The sequence below is a fragment of the Pseudomonas sp. LAIL14HWK12:I10 genome (assembly GCF_900184205.1).
GTDB lineage: Bacteria > Pseudomonadota > Gammaproteobacteria > Pseudomonadales > Pseudomonadaceae > Aquipseudomonas > Aquipseudomonas kermanshahensis.
This window is the reverse complement of sequence record NZ_FXWU01000002.1, coordinates 29,496-51,167: the sequence shown is the minus strand read 5'-3', so window position 1 is coordinate 51,167 and position 21,672 is coordinate 29,496. Positions and strand designations below refer to the sequence as shown.

The following is a 21,672-nucleotide window of genomic DNA, read 5'->3' as shown; positions in this document are numbered from 1 at the left end:
CAGGCCATACCCACAAAGTACGCACAACTTATCCACAGGCGCTCGCCTTGCAAAGACCCTGATACCGCATTATCTTGTATCCCGATCGCAGCGAACCACTACATGTTGGGGTTCGTGCAAAATCACACACAAAAGTCAACCCGGCAAATTATTCGATTTCCCGGTTGAACTTCAGGTGATTTGACCAGCCATACCGCTCCAGCGGACTACTGAACTGCAACAGCTTTTGGGTACTGCCCAAAACCTTTGACTTCGGCCAGGGAGCGGCAAGCTATTGCCCCTTATTCCTGAGTCTGTCCCGAAGTCGGTACGCCCGAGCGGGCGGATGCGCGCGCATGACGCATCCCCGCACGGGTGATCGAGCAAGTGGACGGAACGGTGGGCGCCCAAAAGGCGCCTGTACAATATAGAAACTGTGGAGACACCCACCCATGCAAACCGACACAACTCGCGAGAACCCGCAGGCCCAGGTGCCGCAGGCCGCCGATTCCAACCAGGATCTGGCTGCCACCGCCCCCGGCCAACTGCGCGTGATCAAGCGCAACGGCACTGTCGTCCCCTACACCGACGACAAGATCACCGTGGCCATCACCAAGGCGTTCCTCGCAGTTGAAGGCGGCACCGCCGCCGCCTCGTCGCGTATCCACGACACCGTCGCGCGCCTGACCGAGCAGGTCACTGCCACGTTCAAGCGTCGCATGCCATCGGGTGGCACCATCCACATCGAAGAAATCCAGGACCAGGTCGAACTGGCCCTGATGCGTGCCGGTGAGCAGAAAGTCGCCCGCGACTACGTGATCTACCGCGACCAGCGTGCAAAAGAGCGCGCCACCCGCGCCAACACCGACGCCGTGGTCGAGCCGCACCCAAGCATCCGCATCACCTTGGCCGACGGCAGCCTGGCGCCGCTGGACATGGCGCGCCTGAACACCATCATCAGCGAAGCCTGCGAAGGCCTGGCCGAAGTCGATGGCGACCTGATCCAGCGCGAAACCCTGAAGAACCTGTACGACGGCGTGGCCATCAAGGACGTCAACACTGCCCTGGTGATGACCGCCCGTACCTTGGTCGAGCGCGAGCCGAACTACTCGTTCGTCACCGCCCGCCTGCTGATGGACACCCTGCGTGCCGAAGGCCTGGGCTTCCTCAGCGTTGCCGACAGCGCTACCCACCACGAGATGGCCGAGCTGTACGCCAAGGCGCTGCCAGCCTACGTCGCCAAAGGTATCGAGTTCGAGCTGCTGAACCCGGCGCTGGCCGACTTCGACCTGGAAAAACTGGGCAAGGCGATCAACCACGAGCGCGACCAGCAGTTCACCTACCTGGGCCTGCAGACCCTGTACGACCGCTACTTCATCCACAAGGATGGCGTACGCTTCGAGCTGCCACAGGTATTCTTCATGCGTGTGGCCATGGGCCTGGCGCTGGAAGAGAAAGAAAAAGAAGCCCGTGCGATCGAGTTCTACAACCTGTTGTCGTCCTTCGACTACATGGCCTCGACCCCGACCCTGTTCAACGCCGGAACCCTGCGCCCGCAGCTGTCTAGCTGCTACCTGACCACCGTGCCGGACGACCTGTCGGGCATCTACCACGCGATCCACGACAACGCCATGCTGTCGAAATTCGCCGGTGGCCTGGGCAACGACTGGACCCCTGTGCGTGCACTGGGCTCCTACATCAAGGGCACCAACGGTAAATCCCAGGGCGTCGTACCCTTCCTGAAAGTGGTCAACGACACCGCCGTTGCGGTCAATCAGGGCGGCAAGCGCAAGGGCGCTGTCTGTGCCTACCTGGAAACCTGGCACCTGGACATCGAAGAATTCATCGAGCTGCGCAAGAACACCGGTGATGATCGTCGTCGTACCCACGACATGAACACCGCCAACTGGATCCCTGACCTGTTCATGAAGCGCGTCTTCGATGACGGCAAGTGGACCCTGTTCTCGCCCTCGGAAGTGCCTGATCTGCACGACCTGACCGGCAAGGCCTTCGAAGAGCGCTACGAGTACTACGAAGCCCTGACCGAGTACAACAAGATCAAGGTGTTCAAGACCATCCAGGCCAAAGACCTGTGGCGCAAGATGCTGTCGATGCTGTTCGAGACCGGCCACCCATGGCTGACCTTCAAGGACCCGTGCAACCTGCGTTCGCCGCAGCAGCACGTGGGCGTGGTCCACAGCTCGAACCTGTGCACCGAGATCACCCTGAACACCAACAAGGACGAGATCGCGGTCTGCAACCTGGGCTCGATCAACCTGCCGAACCACATCGTCGATGGCAAGCTGGACACCGCCAAACTGCAACGCACCGTGAACACCGCCGTGCGCATGCTCGACAACGTGATCGACATCAACTACTACTCGGTGCCGCAAGCGCGTAACTCGAACCTCAAGCACCGCCCTGTTGGCCTGGGCATCATGGGCTTCCAGGACGCACTGTACCTGCAGCACATCGCCTACGGTTCCGACGCTGCGGTCGAGTTCGCCGACAAGTCGATGGAAGCGGTCAGCTACTTCGCGATCCAGGCGTCCTGCGACCTGGCCGACGAGCGTGGCGCCTACGAGACCTTCCAGGGCTCGCTGTGGTCCAAAGGCATCCTGCCGCTGGATTCGCAACAGATCCTGATCGAGGCCCGTGGCCAGAAGTACATCGACGTCGACCTGAACGAGACCTTGGACTGGGCGCCGGTGCGTGCTCGCGTACAAAAAGGTATTCGTAACTCGAACATCATGGCCATCGCGCCGACCGCGACCATCGCCAACATCACTGGCGTGTCGCAGTCCATCGAGCCGACCTACCAGAACCTGTATGTGAAATCGAACCTGTCGGGCGAATTCACCGTGATCAACCCGTACCTGGTTCGCGACCTGAAAGCCCGCGGCCTGTGGGACTCGGTAATGATCAACGACCTGAAGTACTACGACGGTTCGGTGCAGCAGATCGAGCGTATCCCGCAAGAGCTGAAAGACCTGTACGCCACCGCGTTCGAGGTCGAGACCAAGTGGATCGTCGATGCTGCCTCGCGTCGCCAGAAGTGGATCGACCAGGCTCAGTCGCTGAACCTGTACATCGCTGGCGCTTCGGGCAAGAAGCTGGACGTGACCTACCGCATGGCCTGGTACCGTGGTCTGAAAACCACCTACTACCTCCGTGCCCTGGCTGCGACCAGCACCGAGAAGTCGACCATCAACACCGGCAAGCTCAACGCCGTTTCCAGCGGCGGCGACAGCGCCCCGGTTCAGGCCGCCGGCCCGGCACCTGTGCCAAAGGCGTGTGCGATCGACGAGCCTGACTGCGAAGCCTGCCAGTAAGGCCTGATGCCGCAAGGGGTGCCCACGGGCGCCCCTTGCGGCATTTTTGTATCCGCGCTCCAGAGAAGCCTTACCCTTTGCCCACCGCTCGCGCGGCTCGGTAAAAGAGCAGGACCTCTCAAAAAAGGACGTACCCCATGGCGCGGAAAAAAGTGGCAACTCGCAAAATTGGTCGCAATGCTGAAACCGGCCGCTTCACCTCGGTCGAAGAAGCACGCAAGCACCCCAAGACACATGTGGTCGAGACCCTGCGCAAGCAGTGCAGCTAACACGTGCTGTGTAGGAGCAGCCTTGTGCTGCGAAGAGGCCGGTTATGCCAGCGAAATGTGCTGTGCTTACGCTGGCCTCTTCGCAGCACAAGGCTGCTCCTACATGACGCGCAAACCCCATATACAGTGTTTAACAAACAAAAAACCACAACATATAGTGCCAAACCTTCGTTTAGCGGCTACACTCTTGCCCGAACGCACGGCACACCCTTGGTGAACGGATGCGCGCCAAACCGGTCGAAAAAGTTACCCTTGCCGGCCAGACTCGCACCCCGATCGAAGGCGAATTCCGGTATACTGCGCCCCCTCTGAAAAGGGCACCTTTCAAGTCCCTGGCCCCTCTGTGAGGCCTGGCCAGGCACAAGCACATCCAGATGTAACGAGAGTCAGCCTCTCGAGCTGTCCATTCGCCGTAACGGCCTTGCGTCAGGCATCACATTCTTAAAATCCAACCGGTTGCCTGAGGGCGACCCTCAAGCAGGAGCCAAACCATGCTGAGCTGGGACGAATTCGACAAGGAAGACGGCGAAGTAGCCGCCAAAGGCAACACCCCTGCGCAGGCCAACGCCGCTGCCACCCTCGACAAGCTCGACAGCGCCGGCGGTGCCGCCGCCCTGGAAGCCCGTGCCGCTACCGCTTCTGACTCCGAAGCCGTAAAACGCGCCAAGGCTGCCCTTGACGCCCTCGACGTTGCCGAAGGCCTGGCCGAGCTGGAAGGTTCTGCTGCCCGCGTTGCGGTCGATGAAAAGCGCATGATCAACTGCCGCGCCGACCTCAACCAGCTGGTGCCATTCAAGTACGACTGGGCCTGGCAGAAGTACCTCGACGGCTGCGCCAACCACTGGATGCCGCAAGAGGTCAACATGACCGCCGACATCGCCCTGTGGAAGAGCCAGGACGGCCTGACCGAAGACGAGCGCCGCATCGTCATGCGCAACCTCGGCTTCTTCTCCACCGCCGACTCCCTGGTTGCCAACAACCTGGCCCTGGCCGTGTATCGCCTGATCACCAACCCGGAGTGCCGCCAGTACATCCTGCGCCAGGCCTTCGAAGAGGCGATCCACACCCACGCCTACCAGTACTGCATCGAGTCGCTGGGCATGGATGAAGGCGAGATCTTCAACATGTACCACGAGATCCCGTCGGTCGCGAAGAAAGCCGCCTGGGGCCTGAAGTACACCCGCGCCATCTCCGACCCGGAATTCAACACCGGCACCCCGGAAACCGACAAAGAGCTGCTGCGCAACCTGATCGCCTACTACTGCGTTCTGGAAGGCATCTTCTTCTACTGCGGCTTCACCCAGATCCTGTCGATGGGCCGCCGCAACAAGATGACCGGCGTTGCCGAGCAGTTCCAGTACATCCTGCGTGACGAGTCGATGCACCTGAACTTCGGTATCGACGTGATCAACCAGATCAAGATCGAGAACCCGCACCTGTGGGATGCCTCGATGAAAGAAGAAGCGACCCAGATGATCCTGCAAGGGACCCAGCTGGAGATCGAATACGCCCGCGATACCATGCCGCGCGGTGTACTGGGCATGAACGCAGCGATGATGGAGGACTACCTCAAGTTCATCGCCAACCGTCGCCTGACCCAGATTGGCCTGAAGGAAGAGTACCCAGGCACCACCAACCCGTTCCCGTGGATGAGCGAGATCATGGACTTGAAGAAGGAGAAGAACTTCTTTGAGACGCGCGTGATTGAGTATCAGACCGGTGGGGCGTTGAGCTGGGACTGATTGTCCGGGCTGAGCCTTATTTTTCAGCGAGAACCGAACGAATTTCAGATTTTGCGAATTCTCGCACCAAATAAGCGCATGAAATGAAAAAAGCCACCCGAGCCGCAAAGGCCAAGGTGGCTTTTTCGTATATGCCGAAGAACGGCTAAACCCCTACCCGCTTCAGCGCTCTGATTTCATCCCGGATTTTTGCCAGAACCTCGTCCACATCGCCCTCCTGACCGACCTGCATCAAGACAATCAGGGTCGCAGGATTCACTCCTAGTCGCTCCGCAAATTCTTCCATTTTTTCGATCGTTGGACTGCGAATGCCACGCTCAATTGTGGAAACGAATGATTGGCTCGCCCCCAACTGCTCTTGTGCGATCTCCTTTCGTACCCGCACCTCCTTAAGCGCGGAGCCAAAAGCCAACTTGCGATCCATCTGGTTACCCACAAAAGGAACGATAAAGCCCTGATGCGGACTCAAACGCTATGCTGCATACAGCATATATGAGAAAATTCGTTGTACTCCTAAATAATCAGTACGACCCCACTCCGTCTCCGTTTCGATTGAGGTTTCAAGCCGTGTTTGTTTCAGATCCCCAGGAAGAGGTCATCACTCTTATAGGCAAGGTCGACCCCAGCTACAAGAGTTGGCCTAGAGTTGATACTAGCGAAACATTCTTCCAGGTACATACTAAGCAACAAGGGGACCCCAAGCTCACCTTCGGCGTAATATTGCTGGCGACCCCGCGGGCGCTTCTAGATTTTCTGGAATGCTGTCAACGGGATGAGCTAATACGAATTGTACAAATTATTATATCCACCCCTCCTCATGCTAACCGGTCCAGGAAATGGCGCACCGAGGTGCTCGCCAAACTTGAGGTAAGCTTCGATGACAATGAAGTACCAAACTCGATCATCTATCACACGATTGACGAAACCTACTACGAGGATCGTGTGCACGGAAAGCGCAAAAACCAAGGTCAACTAGCATTAAAAATAGTATACAAAGCGCGCGCAAGACACTCGCCAGCTCAAAAGAATAACAAACTGCAGCCACTAGCCATCACAAGCGGTGTCCAATGCTGAAACGTACAACGCTTGAAATCACTTTCAAAACTCGCGCTATTTTTGCTCGCGCACGGGCCACGCCCTGCCCACTAGGCCGTTGAGTTTTTTCAACATGAGAATCACTTAAACAGAATTAAGCAGATCAAGTAGGCAATCCGGGTGCGACATATTAAGTCGCACTCAACCTCTAAAATCAGTCACAAGTTACGATTTGAAAACACTATGTTTTGCTTCAAAAGCAAAATCAGATTAAACGATTCATCATAGTTCATCTTCTTTGACTTACAAATGGATCCATGATCAAATCTGGTCTAGATAGAATATCCACACCCGCTCTTCGGCCTGTGCGGTGAGGGTCAAACATTCAGCAAATCGATGTCAAAAAATCGCCGTCAATTCGGCAGCGAAAAAAACGGTGCAAGCTCTAGTCTTGGGGAGCTTTCACCGCGCACTTCTGTGAGTACCCTTAGGGATTTCATCCTGCGGACGCGCGCATTATTTATCAGATCAAAATTTAAAACCTGCAACCCTACCACCTTCATTGCCGGTACATCTAAAGAGATTGGTTCTGGCAGCTCCGGAGCAGCGGGAAGCATATGCGTTATACACGCGAAAGAATGGTGCTATTAGACCATTCAAACGCATTATGACCTTGGGCCACACTTCTGACGAGACTCGAGCATGATTACACAAGATGAATCAACCAGGCGCAGTAGCTGGGAGCGCCTACTTCTGCGCGCTGCGAGCAGCATCTCTTTGACTGCCAGCCAATACAAGGTGATTGAGGATCGCTACTCACAGCTGCAGAGCATCCTCTCGGCCTCCAAAGACCCTTTGCTTGAGGGTGCGCATATCTTCCCTCAGGGTTCAATGCGCCTTAAGACTACGATCAATCCAGTCAAAGATGCCCCCAAAGATCTCGGCACGATCGATGCTGATGCCATAGTCTGGCTTCCCAATGCCGGAGATGCAGATGCGGACACGGTTCTAGCAGCTATAGAACAGCGCTTCCGTGAGGGCAGCCGAGTGCAGTCGGAGATAGTCCAGCTGCGCCGCGGCATTCGTATCGAATACGCAGACGAGAATCCAGGATTTCACATTGATGTCACCCCTGCGCGGCCTGTGCAAGGTAATGACGAGAGTGACGGTCAAGGAAAACTTGAGGTACCTGACCGTGTAACTGGCTGGAAGGCCAGCAGCCCAATCCCCTATGCGGACTGGCTACATAGCGCTTCAGAGCAAAATATCTCGCTCGAGCTGTTCAAGAGCCTGGCAATAAATGCAAGTCGCGGCGCGATTATGGACTCGGCCACACAAGAGCCCCTTCCCTCATACCAGGACTACGACAAGCTCGATCCTTTGCGAGCCACCATCAAACTGCTTAAACGGCACCGCGATGAATGGGCAATTGAAACGCGAAATGAGGATTACCGCCCAATTTCTGCAGTGATCACCACCTTGGCAACTCATGCCTACCTCAAGGTGGTAAAAGAGTCACATCACACTCCACTGACCCCGATCGATGCGATCCTCAAGATCGTCGAAAAAATCCCTGAAGAGATCAGAGTATTTGCAGGACAGTACTATGTACTCAATCCACGGGACGCCGGTGAGAACTTCGCGGAGAAATGGAATAGGCCTGAGGAAGGACACAAATACCGCCAGGCCTTTGACAATTGGCATGCGAGTGCATTGGTTGCCTTTATGCTTGGCCTGCATCCCCACGACAGCGCTGACTCTTTCGCCAACGTCATGAAACGAAGCTTTGGAATCGGCCAGAGTGTGATTACAGAGGTCAACAACGAAATTCCGGGGCACTGGACGATGGCTGGTCGAAAAGTTGGGACTACCAAAAACATCTTAGCCGCCACTGCAATCTTTGGCAGCTCGAGCCACGCCACTCCACAAACGAATGTGAAGCCAGTTGAACGCCTCGGTTAAGCCCAACCTGTCCCCGGCCGTGGAGCGTGGCATCGCCGCGCTTCGCGCATTTATAGGCGAGGAAGTTGCGACTTCAATCCTTAGAACTACAGATCGTAAACAAGGCGAAGCCGCCAGCTTTCTGTTGCCTCTCCCACCCGACCACACCGGCATTGAAAGGCAGCTGCGCATAGCGTTTCCAAACCAGTTTCCATTGGTCTCGCTGAGGATCCAAGTCGAGCCGTCCCCCTGGCTCGCATGGCCGCATGCCACTAGATCCGGGCTCTGTCTGCACGGTTTCCGCGAAAGGCCAATTACGGGAGATCCGGAAACAGTGGTACAGGACTGCCTCGTACGGCTTGGGGCAATTCTTGAGTTTGTTCGAACAGATGCAGATCCTGCATTGCGTGACACTGAGTTCCAAAAAGAATTTACCTCGTATTGGAACATGCAGCTTGATATTTCTCCTCAAGATGTCTTGCTGCTGGAGAGGCCTAAGGCGGCATCAGAACTATTTGCAACCAGCGACCCGCGCCCTGGCCGACGCACCCGTACCGCCTGGCTTGCACCAGATGTGCAATTACTCAGAACGCATATCAACCGTACGCTTGGGTTAAGCGCGAAAATCAAAGCACCAGCAGTCGCAGGCTTCTATCTGAAGTTGCTGACCTTCCCCGATATCCAATTTCCGACTCCTGATCGCTTGCTGGAATGGCTGACACCGCACCTCAGCCCAGACGATAGCAAGCAATTCCTGGCCTGGTTCTCCGGAAAGGGCTCACTGGCCAATCGGTGGCTTGTACTTGAATTACCCGGTCCCACAGGAGCGCCTCTGTATTGCCTAGATGTCCGTTCTTACAGTAAACAACCAGACCATGGCCGCTGGTATGGCTTTCGCTCAGCTCGGCGATGGTCAGGCAAGAATCAGCCATCCCACTCGCCTGTTCTGGTGAGGGGCGCCATTCTCAATGTGTTAGATCGGGATGACATTCTTTCCCGCGACCTCAGCGGTACCGCCAAGAGCCTGGAAAAGTCCAAGGTAGTAATGGTCGGCGTCGGCTCGCTGGGGAGCACTGTTGCCTTACAACTTGCCCGCTCGGGCGTGGGAGAGCTCGTCCTCATCGACCCTGACATCCTAGAGTCTGCGAATCTGGGACGTCATGTACTAGGGGCCGACGATCTCGCTCAGTCAAAAGCGACTGCTCTTGCCGAAAAAATTACGCATGATCTGCCTACCGTTAAGGTCACGGCCTTCATGGATTTCGCTGAGCTCATGCTGCTCAAGATGCCGGAAATTTTCGACGATGCAGACATGGTGCTTGTCACCACTGCAGACTGGTCATCGGAAGTAGCCCTGTGGTTCCGCAAAGCGCAAGCCGCAGGCTGGAATCTCCTGCAAGCGTGGAGTGAGCCTCACTCGTTTGTTGGGCATGCGCTCTTAGCGCCACAAGGGCAGCATGATGGACGCCCCTTGTTCGATGACGCTGGTAATTTCAACTTCAAGTACACCGAGTGGCCGAACGGTGGCGGGGTGGTTCCACTGCCGGCGTGTGGCCAAACCTTCATCCCTGGAGGCGCCTCAGGCATGGCCAACGTGGCGTCGATGGTTACCCAAGTAGCATTGAGGGGTCTTACCGGGCAGATCACCAAACCTGTGTGGACCACAAGTATCTATCGACCTCAGGACATTCCTACTCATGACGGCACTTACAGCGGGCCACCCTTAGCAGATGGCGTCCAACACATCGTGCTTGAACGTGATTGGCCAGATGCGGAGAGTGGTAAGCAGTGAGTGCTATAGCGTGGGCATGGCAATGGCCTGGCATCGATGTTCGCTTGTCGGTTTCCCAAACTGTTGCCGAAGTGCTTGATCAGTACAGGCAACGAACGTGGAGAACTGAAAGAGGTGGTCAACTGTTTGTCGACCTGGCCAACCCCGCTGGATTGATCATGAGCCTCGCCACACCGCCACATGCAAGAGACCGCGCTGGATGGTCCTGGCTGGAACTCGACGCTGACCGCTGTCGCAGGGAAATTGAATCGGCCAATGCACAAGGGCTTCGGCTTGTGGGGTATTGGCATACACATCCACAAACCGTTCCGGCGATTTCACCCACAGATATAGCAAGCTTTTCTCGATTCGCAGCACGCTACGCGCAGGAACTACCCCACCCGATCGCAGTGATTGTAGGCCTATCCCCAGAACCCGACGGCATCAAGGCGTGGTTGTTCCGTGACGGGAAGTGCGTGGAAGCCGCCTTGGCCAACTGATCAGGGCAGCGCTGCCCTACGCTGCAGCATCAACTGGAAAAGCTCTGCCTGATAGCGCGCGTCATCCAGCGCATTATGCGTGGGAGATGACTGCGGTAGTAGATTTGCACTCATGTGCGATGATTTAGTCTGCTTCCAATCGAGATTGAAAGCCCCCATGTAATACGCCTTGATATCGAGTGCCGCAAATCCGAAGGGGTTCTCCCCCACATACTTATGAAAGTAATAATTGACAAACGACCAATCAAAAGGAGCGTTGAGACCGACAAATATAGCTTTTTGACCGGGCAGACTGACATTGGCCAACCATTCCGCAAGCCTCTGCATCGCCTGTACAGGAACAATTCCTGTAACTGTCAACTCCTGCAGATCGAACCCCGTTACAGCCACCGCTTCAGGATCATGCTTGGGGCTGTCTGGCTGTAGCTCCAGGTAGATAGCCTGATCTGGGCGCCCGACAACACACGCCCCAAGGGAGAGCATGCTGTAGTCCCCAGGGATCGGGCCTGAAGCCTCGATATCTATAGAAATATAAAGTTCTTCAGTGCTCATTCCCTTACCTCCTGGATAGACAACTGACGATCTGCAGGGTCGAATTCACTATCCTATTAGAAAACAGGCTAGCAGCCGAGCATATTGGAATATGGCAATAAGTATTCAAACGCCAAATAGCTCGTCCACGCGATCCGGAATTTTTGGTGTCTTTGAGAGCACCAAACAGCGACTGGTGCCGACGAACTCTTCAATCAGATAGAGCGAATCCCCAACGTCAACGCCAAGCTCTTGCAAGGCTTGGTCGGGTATGCGGACGGCTCCGTCTCCATCCCAGTCTTCAATGGTTATTCTGAATCGGGTATTCATCGTCGCTCCAAAATCCGCCACGCATAGAAAATCTCACAAGACCCTTCCTGCTCAGCACCTGACTCGGTCAAGGCAGCACTTATTTGCCTGCCTTGAAGGGTACGGTGGCCGCCAATCTGGGCCTCCTTGCTGGGAAACAGGATCAGTGAGGAAGTCAAGAAAGCCAGGACTCTACGGTACCGGCACCGTACTGAGCCTTCCATTCTTTCAGGGTACGATGATTCCCACCCTTGGTTTCAACCACCTCTCCCGTGTGGGGGTTTTTGAAGACCTTCATTTGACGAGGTTTTCGAGCATTTTTGGCCGGCAGGACTGCTACTTCTGCGCGAGCGCTGGGGTCCAAAATCTGAATTACGTCGCGCAAGCTGTAACCATATTCTCCCACCAAAGAACGCAGCTTTCCTTCAAATTCGATTTCTTGCTTCAGCGCGTTGTCATTTTTCAAGCTTTCCAGCTCGGCCAGCTGCGCCGCAAGCTTTTGCTCAAGGGCACGAAATTCAGCGAGTTTAGACATGAAAATAACCTTCAGTGAGTAAGTCCAAACATTCAATCATTAGCTTGCTTAGCATGTCAACCTGATGCAATCCCATCTACGCCCGACGAAAAAACGAATCCAAAGTGCGCAAGAAATCCTACCTATCAGGACAGTTTGATATCATTCTCACCAACGCTTATAGCTTTTCCGACCTGTTGAAATGCTAAATCTATTAATTTCACTGTAGCCCGCCCGATCAACTAACCACCTGTAGTCAGTTTTAAGATTGCGGCAGCCAACCAGACCTAGGATGTACTTATGCTTAAGGAAGAATTGCTGAATTGGGGAAGAAAGCTAGTCGACTGGTTTGTGCGCCCCAAAAACCTGGGCGTAACGCTGATCCGCAGCGGCGCTTTAGTCATAGGCCTTTCGCTCGCCGGCGGGATCGTCGGGCAAATTGTGTATAAAAGCGATTCGACCCAGCTACAGGCCAGCGTAGACACCTCAGGAGGACCTGCCACCTGGATCAGCCTGACTGCATTCGGCGTTGGCGTACTGATGATTGTGCTTGGGGTTTGCCTCAATCTGCACGACCGTCAGCAACTGGCCCGCCAACGGGTCCTGATCCTCGAGCAAAAAGGACTCTTCAAAATTGATAGTCCTTTGGACACCACAGTAAAGAGCACCCTCGGGGGTAACGTCGACACCATCCTTGTCGACATTCGCGAAGGCATTACCGAGGGGCGCATCACTAATCCAGAGATCGCCCTGAAAAAGGTGGTAGACGGTAGAGGTGATCTGGTCCGACGTCTTGATGGGCAAAATAAAAACGATATTGAGATCGTCTACGGCGGACTCATGGCCGTGCCATTCACGTTTTTGACTGGATGCCTGCTCGATGACGAGGGAGGTAGAATCAAGATCTTTGACTGGGACCGCCTAGGGGTCGGCCAATGGCGCTTGATTCAGAGCGGCGTTGACGACAATCAGCGACTTCAAACTGTGTCTGCCATCGCCGACAGGGTAGAAGAAGTCGTTTTTGCCCTTTCGATTTCTTACCCTGTAGACGAGGCAGGCATCGCAAAAGCCTTCCCAGAATTGCCCGTTTTGCACATGAGAATGGACGATCTCTCGTCCAACGCACACTGGTCTATTGAAAAGCAAAGCGCGTTGGCAGAACAATTCCTGCAAGTCGTGAAGGGCTTGTTAGCTAAAGGGGCCAAGACAATTCACCTGATCATCGCCGCGCCAAACAGCGTGGTATTCAATCTGGGGCGTATCTATGATCGGAGACTGCTACCTCTGGCCATTGTCTATCAATACGAACGGTCATCCAGTCCGGCCTTCCCCTGGGGGGTTGCCCTTCCCTCTCACGCGCAGGATGAGCCCTCAATTTTTCGATACGAGGTGAAAAGAGCGGCAGAACCACTGTCTTAAACTACGCAGTGAGAAACCGACGAGTTTGTTGGCCGGCTGGCGTGCTGATCCACACTTACGCAGCTGGCCATCCGTGAAGAGGACATCACCCGCAGCCGCAAGAGGCTGACCGCCGCACTAGTGAGCATCCTCAAACCAAATCTCTTTGTAGGCTCGTTTTATATCCAGGCGGGAAAGCGTGCGCCGAGCGGCATGAGCACGAGCATGAAGGCCGCAAGCCGCGAAGCGGCGTCCGCAACCGCAGATACAAGAAAGCTTGTTCGCTCGCCGCCGCTTAAGTGCGAGCATTTTCATAAGCAATCGCAGACTGGCAGAATCAGGCACGCCAAAAATCTTGAGGTAGTCGTCAATCAGGCCCTGCTCCCCATGCTCGAGTTCACCAAAAGGAAACAGTGCCAAGCCTTGCTCACGCAAGCTATGAGCATAAAGAAACGGAATGACGCACTTTTCGACGAAGTCAGTCAAGGTTGGCTTGGCACCGAGGACAAGGCGCTGACTGAGCAGAGAGCCCAGACAGAGTGAGCCATCAGGGTTCACATGATTCACCCTCTCCCTGGCAATTCGACCACCCGTCTCGAAAACCTGAGGCAGCGACTGATCCAAGGGCTTGGCTATGTCGATCTGGACGCGGTACTCATCCCCTAACTCCGGAAGCCCTTCCGAAAACGCAGAGAACACTAAACGGCCAGCCAACCTGACAGCACCGGCCACTGTTGGCCGATACCGCATCATTGGATAGGCGTCTAAAAATGCCTCTATCGCTGGATCGAATGCCCTCAACCGCGACCACTCCATGGCCTCGGCGCATTGGTAACGACGATCGCGGGTGCCGGCGTCGATGCTGCTGAAGCCATGACAGGTGCGCCGACCTGGTTCATTGAAACGTTTACGCCAAGCACGTCCTTCAAGTGGTCGATAAGAGACTGTCCATCGAGTGAGCGGATTTTCTCGAAGTCACGTACTGCTTGGCGTACCCAGAGTTGGAAGTTTTCCTTCAACCGAAGCTTTTTCCCGTCAAGGGTTGCCCAGCGGTCGGCAAAGTTTTCCTTTGGGTTGACTGGGTTCGGCACCACATTGGCATTTGACTCGACGAAGTGGCTGAGAGCACCTAAGCAGCATGTGAGGGCCTCTCCAAGCGTCGCGGCGGGCAGATAACTGCTTGCAGCCAGGGTAGTAATGATGACCGAGATGGGCTTGGGGTCCGGATCGTCCTTGTACATGACATCCCGATGCCGCTTGAGGAGCTGAACTGCCCGCTGCAGATTAGTTTTTCGTGAGTGGAATGGAACCTCATCAACCTGTGCTTCCATCGTCACTACTGGCCCGACCGGCTCTGGATCTGACTTCGACTCAAACCATTTGCAGTAACCATCAGGATTGCTTAGAAGCCAGTCATCACTGATTGCCTCGTAGTTAGGGCGTTGATCATCAGTGATGTAAACAGCCAGCTCCGCGACATCGTTCGCAAGCACTTGCCTGAAGCCGAAACTCTCCATGGCGATAGAAAGCGCTTGTTTTCTGGCCTCATCCACAGGAACGCCCGGCACTACGTCCATGTGAAAATTCATATCATCCTGGTAGTAGAGACGCCAGCACCGATGCTTCTCTTCCAGATCCTCGCGGATTTGCTTGGCATCCCGGTAGCCTTCGAGCTCGAGGCGCACCATTTCCTTGAGCTGCGCCTGGCTGTGAGTATGGCGGAACACTTCCTCCCGCAGCTTGCAGGAGAGGTCTAGATCATAGCTTTCACCCTCCAGCAGCGGCTTGATCGCCGTACCGAGGGCAAATGACCCCTGCACGAAGATATGGGGATCGTTATCCGCCAACGTGGACTCCTTGCGGCTGAACCACTCACCCAACGATTCATACCGGCGCTTAGCTCTCTCATACGCGCCAGGTGGCAACTCAAGCGCTTCCACTGCGGTGGTTAGGCTACGTTCTTCATGGTCCACGTTGAAATTCCTTGATTGGGTTGAAGCCGATAGTGTCCAGCCAGCGCTCAGAAGGCTTCGAGCTGCAGCTCGTTATGGGGTGGTTCATGTGGAGCAATGATGGTGTGCCTGCCGAGACTGAAGGCCCTGAATGGCGGCTTCCGCGGAGCCATTTGGTACATGTGAATTAGTGGATGCAACCTTGCCTGCAGCTTCATCCCAAAAGCAAATACTGCAGCTGCCGGGGCGATGGCGCATATACATACTTCCGATGCTTTGAGGACATCAGTGACGTAAGCCCAGGCCTCATGACAAGCCACCCGGTAAGCCTCCATTGCCTTCGGGGGCACAACCACATCAACACCATGGACGCTGGGCTCAATACGGATGCGGGGCATCGACAGAAGCTCAGCATTCAGCGCCGAGTCAGTGATTTCCGCAGTCAATTCCAGAGTGATCAGCACCCTACCAGCGGGCGAAGGGGGCTGGTCTGGCTTAGTCCAAGTGAAGGTCACAGGTGCTGGATCCGTCTCAGGGCGTACCCATGTGCCGTGATTACGTCTGAAGCTAAATAATTCAACCCGGCGAGCCTCGCCGATCAACCATCCGCCCAGCAACATAGCTGGCATGTTGCCCAACGGAAAAATTGCCAACTGCTCTGCTTGGGTACCAAATGCGCCGTGTCCGCGAACCGCTTCATGGATGTGCAAGATCTGAGACCGGAATGCTCTCAAGAACGACGACCAATAACCCGGGTCATTCACGTCATTGCCGCCCTGTGAGTCGCGTAGCAGGAACTCAGCAACCCTTTCGCTGGCCGGGTTCAACTGAGCTTGCAGCAACGCCTTACGGGCATCGTGCTGAGAGAACGAGGTGGTTCTACCTGCGATGTCGCCAATGAATGCCAAGGCATGAACCACCGGATACGCCAGTGTCCTGACCTGATGAGTACGCCATTTCACCCGAGACGCAACCATGGCCTCTAGTCGCTCACGCGGATAGCTGTCGGGGTCGACTTTGTCTATTAACCGGTGATGGATGTCGCAGCAGAGCATGATGTTGTTCGGGGACTGCGCCAAGACAGCGGAGAGCTTTTCATCGCCCCGAGGTCCCTTGGCCTTAGCCGCTACGATATGCGCGAGGTACCCATAATAGCCGTAGTGGTCACGATCATCCTTGAACAAGACGGCATCACAGCCCTCAAACTCACAAATGCCGGCAGACCTCGAATAGACCCAGTTAACGACCTGGTCTGGCAGGCTAGGCCGTTTGAGGTCGCTAAGCAGAGCCTCACGGCATTTTATGAAGGAGGTCAAAGCCCCTTTTGTAGCCTTTGCTTCAGGAAGCACAGCCAAGCCTTCTGCGAACTGCGTAACGTCGGTAGCAACCACAGGAATATCTGATACAGCATGAAGCTCCAGCTTGATACTGAATGCAGGCCTCGCTGCTGCCCAGGCGGTCAAGAACGCCTTGGTGTCCTCCCCCAAATCGCCGGTGACAGCATGATCAAGCGCGCCTGATAACGTGTCGATTCGAACGATTGCAAACCTCCAACCACCCTCCTCGAAGGCCATGATGACCCGACAGTTCGGGGTCTGCTGCCAATACTCCAGAGTGGCCTTCAGGTCCTGATCGTAGAGTGCATCCAACGGTACCGCCATTAGTCCCTCCTGGGAGTTACCACCTTTACGTTTGGCATGGGGATACTGCATCGCTGGCGACACCCAGCGCTTTGAGAGTACGAAAAGGCTTCCGCCAAATCAAGATATAGTGTCTTTTTTAAGATAAGGCACAACATGATGTGCCTTATATTCCATGGAGTTCTATATAGAATTGATTTGTCGATAAATATCGAATAACACCCACAACCTTCCGGCACCTACCGCCCCTCACAGCGGCGAGCCGCATGCTCAGCAGCCCGCAGTGCAGTGTCCGTCGAGATATGCTCGTCAGCGACAAGATGTCCAGCACTGACCGGGCACGAAGCTTGCGCAATCGAGTTTGAACTCAAAGCACTCATATACCGAGCGATTCATCACACTGGCCGTAATCTGGCTCGAATGAGCCCCCCCCCCCCCGACCGCGCGCTAATTTGTGCCTTTCAAAACTGTAACGCTGCCCCCTACCGTGGCACGGGAGGTCGTTTTATTTATCACAAATAGACGGCAACTCTCAAATATGCAGTGAGCTTTAATCATGCGTGACATCAGTTCAACCATAAATTGAGGAGTGATCATTTGAGAAACATACGAAGCTGAAATCTAATCGGGGGAAACCAACAAAAAACCGCACTGATGCGATTAGCGAAAGAGAAACTCTAGATGACCCCCACATATTCATTGATTGTTCTTGCCGCAGCGATAGTCATTATCGTGGTCATGATCAGCAAGCTGCGCATCCACCCGTTCCTCTCCTTGATGGCAGCAAGCCTAAGCGGCTATCCGGCCTCAAGGCATGCTTCCCTGTGCGGTGCTCAAGCTAGCTGGTACGTGTTACCCAGATCAAGTATTTTGGGAGCGCGGGCTCCGACTTCTTGACTCATTGCCTCCCCTTGGAGACGCTTGAAAGCCCGCCCCTGCCTTCGCGGGCTTTCACATATCTGCCGTAGTCAGTCAGCAATTTCATGCGCCTACGACCGAGGCTGACTGCATCATGGAGGAGTAGCAACAGTCGGCTGGTCGACCACACGGCTAGCTTGCGTTTTGGCAGGTACAGTCTCATTTTCCGCAAGAATTTCGGGGTGCTTCTTTAGGTAGGCCTCGAACGAGCGGGCGATTTTGTAGCTGTGATAAGGGGTGCCTATCCATCCGGCAGCAGCTATGAACGCTAGCTCAATGCCAACCCCAGCGAAAAGCCCGGTGAGGGTACCTGCTCCTTTCACCATTATCCCGACCCCAAAAATTAAACCTAGCCCCATGAAAGTCACCGTTAATGCTAATGCGAACCTGGCCCCAGTAGTTTGCCATCCAGTTATCCTGAAAACAGCCTTCGATACTTCGGGAAATGTCACGATATATTTTGAGATTTGCTTGATCTGATGACGATTCCAAACCTGTGTCTCATCTAGGCGCATCAAATAGTCTGCCGTTATCCTGTTTGCACTGACCCCGCCCGCAATACGGAAGCTTTCAAGATGCAGGGCATTATCAAGATACTTATTGAGCTGGCTATTATTTGATTCTGCTGTGCGCAATTCTTTTAAGGTTTTATGATGTCGGCGCGACCAATGTTGCTCATAAATAACAAAGACCTGAGCGGCACTTTTAACAGCTAAAACAACCAGTCCGATTGCTGCTGTCGCGATACCGACTCCAGTGTCCATCTGAGATTTTAAAAGTTCAAGCATCTATTAACCTGGCGTTCTTGAGTGACATTTAAGTCGATGTAGACAGTACACTTTTATCCCTCCGAGCTCAACGGACACAGAACGCACTGCATCGCTTGAAAATCGGTAGTGCATGACGCTGGGTCTGAGATCATCTGGATGAATCGCCATTTCGCCGATCAGATGTCCAACCTCGTGCGGCCCCACGTACCGGCTCTCGCTCACTGAAATCGGTGCCGATTAACCTTCTCAAGGTGCGACGGGATCCTGTGGAGTCGTAGTGCGCTTGGTATCCGAGCCCGTTTTAATATCACGCCTTAATTTCGCCTCGACATAGGCTTGCCAGCGACGATTCAAACCATCTCGATTGAGCTTATAAAGATAGGGAAGAGTACTAGGAGCTCGTTCGATTGCCGCATTATAGTCAGCCATCAACAGCAGAACATCCGACTCTTTGTAGCTGCGAGCTGCTGCTGCCTCAACGCGCTTAAAAATTTCGTCAATCGTTTTCGCTGAGCTTCTATATGCGAACACTAAGCCGAGCGCATCAGAGGAAACCACAAACACCATAATGGCTAAGACCCCCCTAGACAGCGACACTATACTGTCAGAAGCTAGCGAGGCAACTGCTGCACCACTAACAACAAGCACGACAGCCACCAGAAGCAGCAGCGCGACGACCATAAAATTACAACTTATCGTCTGTAGATCTCGAGTCCAGTATGAGGACTCTTCAATCATTTCAGCTAATCGCTTATATCCAGGTGCCTCTCGGGTTGCAAAGTGATCTTCTTCGCGCCTGAATTCCCCAGCAGGTGGCGACACTTTGAAACCTTCACTAATTCTAAGCTGCTGCACAGCCGAAAGCTCTAATTTCAGTCCACTCATCAAAAGCACCGCTCGACGCGCTTGATCTCCCGCGGCCCGGTGCGAAAGCTGCCCTTGACTGAAGTACACCCAAAGCAACATTAGGGCAAACCCTAATCCAGCCAGCCCAAACAGATAACTATTGTTGTTAAGATACACAGAAAATGCTGCAATTACCGCAATCATAAACTGTACAACCATCATGGCAATTTGCAGTTTTTCAGATTTATTAGACTCGGCTCGCTGACGCGTAAGCAGACTATTAATACTGAACTCACCACCCACTTTCTTCAACCTGCTTTCAATGAAGTTTTTCTTACCTGCCGCATACGCTTGGACATCATCATGATAAACACCTGCCAAGTGCTTCTTCAAATTTGCATAGTCTTGAGCCAACTGCGGGTCAGAAATCAGCTCGTTTTTGAACACTAACATGTCCCGCCCCCATCGACTGTGTGGCTCGCACACATGTACGTGGAACGAGCCCGTACCGTCTGAGGTATATTTAGTCAAAAAGAACCGCGGTGTACTGTCACATCGTTCGCTGAGGCGGTACCCAATGGATTGCAATTGAGAGATTAGCTCATCAACCTCAGCCCAATTGCCCACTGATATTAGAATATCAACGATAGGCTTGGCAGAGAGGTGAGATACAGATGTGGAGCCTACATGATCAACATACCCGCTTGTAGCAGTGACTACTGAGCGTATTAAACTGTACTCTTTAGAAAACTGATTCTTCCAAGAGCCACTATACTCAGCGATGCTTACTGTGTTCATAATTCCAATCTCTAACCACACCTAACGTCAGCCTTAAGGAGTGACGCCATGCACATTTAAAGCGCCCTAATGCCTGAGACTTAACTATCCGCTTAGGTACGCCCGAGTCAACCAAACGCAAAAAATCCGTCTATGCTCCGTCATCGGTGGTGAGCAGAGCATAAGCTTTACCCCAGTTTAGATATTGCCGAGGCTTTCTTCGCAATACCGTGGAGCCCTGCCTCTTCTTCACCAGCACTAATAATATCTTGCAAAAGCCCAATCATATCTGACGGAGTTTTGTTCAAGCGGAGACCGACATAAGTCCCATCAAACGAAGAGATCGATGTTGAACAACCTCTCCCTTCTCCAAGTAGTTTGCATTGACCACTACCCAGTAGAAACCAACCGAAATTACTCCCTATTTCACTTAGCACGAACAGCCCAAAACCAGAGTTATCATAGATATTCTGTTCCGGACTTAGGTTCGCTGTACGACTCACACCTGGTCGAATTGCCTGCTTTAGCGCTTCTTGATCATCAGGAATTTCGTAAGCCGCCCTCAACGAACGACTTATACCAATACCTTCGTCCACGACTACGAGTTCAGCTGCCCCATTGGACCAGCGCTGACCACAAACGAAACATTCGGACGCTCCCGAGTGTTCAAAAACATTTCGTATGATTTCACGAATGGCATAGGTGTAGAGGCGTAATTCGTTACTTTCATCGTGCGATCCAGCCAAAACGCCTGCCAGTCTCCTAGACACCGTCTGAATCGAATCGTACCAGACCTCCAACTCACCAGCTTCTGCTGCATCGGCAGGCTTCTCGATCGCGATGATGGGCAGGTAGGTCTGCGAGCCTTTTGCCTCACCGACCTTTTTACCCTTTTGTACACCTATGAAATCGAAGAAGCCCAAATGCATCAAGTAGGTTTGAGCCACATTCGTATCGGTTAGCTCAGAGCGCCAAACTTCTAAACCTAGCGATTTTCGGTAAGTCACCCAATTTCGCAAAACCACACCAGCAACGAGCATCGAAGTTGGTGTGGAAAACTCGAGACTGCCAAAATTTATGGTTACCCGCTCAGTATGGTCCTTAGCCTCGTCCAACTGAGCAAAAAAATCACCCAGGCAATCCTTGTCCAGTTGTTTGGGAAAATCGATTTTCATGGTGTCCCTTCCTTACTATGCTGTGGCAAGCTCTAATAACTAAAAATCATGGGTTTCACGGTTGCCAACCTACGCAACGACCAGGCTGATTTCGAGCGCCTGCATTTACTGCAATAGCAGCGCTCCGTCGTAAACGGTTTTCCGCCAGCCACGTAAAGGCTGCTGACCGACCTTGCGTTCGAGATTAATCGCGGGCTAGACGGCTCACAACGCCCGATGTTCTTCGGCGCCAGTTCACCCGTGAGCGCCCTGTGTCCCAAGTGAGAACAGATA

Annotated in this window: 17 protein-coding genes; 7 read left to right on the top strand and 10 right to left on the bottom strand. The window is 54.0% G+C overall.

Annotated features, from left to right (window positions below):
- Nucleotides 1–431: 431 nt before the first annotated feature.
- The 3 genes from QOS90_RS04220 to QOS90_RS04210 all read left to right on the top strand — a co-directional run bounded on the left by QOS90_RS04220 (nt 432) and on the right by QOS90_RS04210 (nt 5,322).
- The gene (locus tag QOS90_RS04220) at nt 432–3,311 is read left to right on the top strand and encodes a ribonucleoside-diphosphate reductase subunit alpha (protein WP_027594697.1); all 2,880 of its coding nucleotides are present in this window, start codon (nt 432–434) and stop codon (nt 3,309–3,311) included.
- Between the two features lie 137 nt (nt 3,312–3,448).
- Nucleotides 3,449–3,580, top strand: coding sequence for a hypothetical protein (locus tag QOS90_RS04215; RefSeq protein WP_256208043.1), 132 nt, complete (start codon nt 3,449–3,451; stop codon nt 3,578–3,580).
- Between the two features lie 491 nt (nt 3,581–4,071).
- Entirely contained in the window at nt 4,072–5,322 is a 1,251-nt protein-coding gene (locus tag QOS90_RS04210; RefSeq protein ID WP_027594698.1) for a ribonucleotide-diphosphate reductase subunit beta, read from the top strand.
- Nucleotides 5,323–5,467: 145 nt separating this feature from the next.
- Here the strand turns inward: QOS90_RS04210 and QOS90_RS04205 are convergent, their stop codons facing one another.
- Nucleotides 5,468–5,791, bottom strand: a complete 324-nt coding sequence (locus QOS90_RS04205) for a helix-turn-helix domain-containing protein (RefSeq protein WP_097151313.1) — start codon at nt 5,789–5,791, stop codon at nt 5,468–5,470.
- A gap of 1,268 nt (nt 5,792–7,059) precedes the next feature.
- On the opposite strand from QOS90_RS04205, the gene QOS90_RS04200 reads away from it, so the two are divergent.
- From QOS90_RS04200 to QOS90_RS04190, 3 genes are all read left to right on the top strand, one after another.
- Complete coding sequence (locus QOS90_RS04200; RefSeq protein ID WP_085272406.1) at nt 7,060–8,319, top strand: nucleotidyltransferase domain-containing protein; 1,260 nt, start codon at nt 7,060–7,062, stop codon at nt 8,317–8,319.
- Nucleotides 8,303–10,090: a ThiF family adenylyltransferase gene (locus QOS90_RS04195; protein ID WP_085272405.1), complete on the top strand. Its 1,788-nt coding sequence runs from the start codon at nt 8,303–8,305 to the stop codon at nt 10,088–10,090. Before QOS90_RS04200 ends, QOS90_RS04195 begins: the two co-directional genes overlap by 17 nt.
- A 158-nt stretch (nt 10,091–10,248) precedes the next feature.
- A complete protein-coding gene (locus tag QOS90_RS04190) occupies nt 10,249–10,569 on the top strand; it encodes a Mov34/MPN/PAD-1 family protein (RefSeq protein WP_349496966.1) in 321 nt (106 codons plus the stop codon).
- Here QOS90_RS04190 and QOS90_RS04185 read toward each other — a convergent pair whose 3' ends face one another.
- The 3 genes from QOS90_RS04185 to QOS90_RS04175 all read right to left on the bottom strand — a co-directional run bounded on the left by QOS90_RS04185 (nt 10,570) and on the right by QOS90_RS04175 (nt 11,944).
- Nucleotides 10,570–11,121, bottom strand: a complete 552-nt coding sequence (locus QOS90_RS04185; RefSeq protein ID WP_085272403.1) for a 3'-5' exonuclease — start codon at nt 11,119–11,121, stop codon at nt 10,570–10,572.
- Between the two features lie 105 nt (nt 11,122–11,226).
- On the bottom strand, nt 11,227–11,430 hold the full coding sequence (locus QOS90_RS04180) for a hypothetical protein (RefSeq protein ID WP_085272402.1): 204 nt from the start codon (nt 11,428–11,430) through the stop codon (nt 11,227–11,229).
- Nucleotides 11,431–11,584: 154 nt separating this feature from the next.
- The gene (locus tag QOS90_RS04175; protein WP_085272401.1) at nt 11,585–11,944 is read right to left on the bottom strand and encodes a histone-like nucleoid-structuring protein, MvaT/MvaU family; all 360 of its coding nucleotides are present in this window, start codon (nt 11,942–11,944) and stop codon (nt 11,585–11,587) included.
- A 279-nt stretch (nt 11,945–12,223) separates the two neighbouring features.
- On the opposite strand from QOS90_RS04175, the gene QOS90_RS04170 reads away from it, so the two are divergent.
- Nucleotides 12,224–13,342 carry an SAVED domain-containing protein gene (locus QOS90_RS04170; RefSeq protein WP_085272400.1) on the top strand — a complete coding sequence of 373 codons (1,119 nt, stop codon included), beginning with the start codon at nt 12,224–12,226 and terminating at the stop codon, nt 13,340–13,342.
- A gap of 117 nt (nt 13,343–13,459) precedes the next feature.
- On the opposite strand, the gene QOS90_RS04165 is transcribed toward QOS90_RS04170, so the two are convergent.
- The 6 genes from QOS90_RS04165 to QOS90_RS04140 form a co-directional block, all read right to left on the bottom strand.
- Nucleotides 13,460–14,122, bottom strand: coding sequence for a hypothetical protein (locus tag QOS90_RS04165; RefSeq protein WP_143491059.1), 663 nt, complete (start codon nt 14,120–14,122; stop codon nt 13,460–13,462).
- Entirely contained in the window at nt 14,119–15,294 is a 1,176-nt protein-coding gene (locus QOS90_RS04160) for a nucleotidyltransferase domain-containing protein (protein WP_085272398.1), read from the bottom strand. The genes QOS90_RS04165 and QOS90_RS04160 overlap by 4 nt, the downstream gene beginning before the upstream one ends.
- 47 nt (nt 15,295–15,341) lie before the next feature.
- A complete protein-coding gene (locus tag QOS90_RS04155) occupies nt 15,342–16,934 on the bottom strand; it encodes an SAVED domain-containing protein (RefSeq protein ID WP_085272397.1) in 1,593 nt (530 codons plus the stop codon).
- 989 nt (nt 16,935–17,923) lie between these two features.
- Nucleotides 17,924–18,619, bottom strand: a complete 696-nt coding sequence (locus QOS90_RS04150) for a hypothetical protein (RefSeq protein ID WP_085272395.1) — start codon at nt 18,617–18,619, stop codon at nt 17,924–17,926.
- 228 nt (nt 18,620–18,847) lie between these two features.
- Nucleotides 18,848–20,245: a GrpB family protein gene (locus QOS90_RS04145; RefSeq protein WP_143491057.1), complete on the bottom strand. Its 1,398-nt coding sequence runs from the start codon at nt 20,243–20,245 to the stop codon at nt 18,848–18,850.
- 167 nt (nt 20,246–20,412) lie between these two features.
- Nucleotides 20,413–21,399 carry an ATP-binding protein gene (locus tag QOS90_RS04140; protein ID WP_085272393.1) on the bottom strand — a complete coding sequence of 329 codons (987 nt, stop codon included), beginning with the start codon at nt 21,397–21,399 and terminating at the stop codon, nt 20,413–20,415.
- Nucleotides 21,400–21,672 lie beyond the last annotated feature (273 nt).

What these genes read in the sequence shown, in the direction of transcription:
- QOS90_RS04220 (WP_027594697.1), top strand. Translation starts at nt 432, where the DNA reads ATGCAAACCGACACAACTCGCGAGAACCCGCAGGCCCAGGTGCCGCAG.
- QOS90_RS04215 (WP_256208043.1), top strand. Translation starts at nt 3,449, where the DNA reads ATGGCGCGGAAAAAAGTGGCAACTCGCAAAATTGGTCGCAATGCTGAA.
- QOS90_RS04210 (WP_027594698.1), top strand. Translation starts at nt 4,072, where the DNA reads ATGCTGAGCTGGGACGAATTCGACAAGGAAGACGGCGAAGTAGCCGCC.
- QOS90_RS04200 (WP_085272406.1), top strand. Translation starts at nt 7,060, where the DNA reads ATGATTACACAAGATGAATCAACCAGGCGCAGTAGCTGGGAGCGCCTA.
- QOS90_RS04190 (WP_349496966.1), top strand. Translation starts at nt 10,249, where the DNA reads ATGAGCCTCGCCACACCGCCACATGCAAGAGACCGCGCTGGATGGTCC.
- QOS90_RS04185 (WP_085272403.1), bottom strand. Translation starts at nt 11,121, where the DNA reads ATGAGCACTGAAGAACTTTATATTTCTATAGATATCGAGGCTTCAGGC.
- QOS90_RS04180 (WP_085272402.1), bottom strand. Translation starts at nt 11,430, where the DNA reads ATGAATACCCGATTCAGAATAACCATTGAAGACTGGGATGGAGACGGA.
- QOS90_RS04175 (WP_085272401.1), bottom strand. Translation starts at nt 11,944, where the DNA reads ATGTCTAAACTCGCTGAATTTCGTGCCCTTGAGCAAAAGCTTGCGGCG.
- QOS90_RS04170 (WP_085272400.1), top strand. Translation starts at nt 12,224, where the DNA reads ATGCTTAAGGAAGAATTGCTGAATTGGGGAAGAAAGCTAGTCGACTGG.
- QOS90_RS04155 (WP_085272397.1), bottom strand. Translation starts at nt 16,934, where the DNA reads ATGGCGGTACCGTTGGATGCACTCTACGATCAGGACCTGAAGGCCACT.
- QOS90_RS04150 (WP_085272395.1), bottom strand. Translation starts at nt 18,619, where the DNA reads ATGCTTGAACTTTTAAAATCTCAGATGGACACTGGAGTCGGTATCGCG.
- QOS90_RS04145 (WP_143491057.1), bottom strand. Translation starts at nt 20,245, where the DNA reads ATGAACACAGTAAGCATCGCTGAGTATAGTGGCTCTTGGAAGAATCAG.
- QOS90_RS04140 (WP_085272393.1), bottom strand. Translation starts at nt 21,399, where the DNA reads ATGAAAATCGATTTTCCCAAACAACTGGACAAGGATTGCCTGGGTGAT.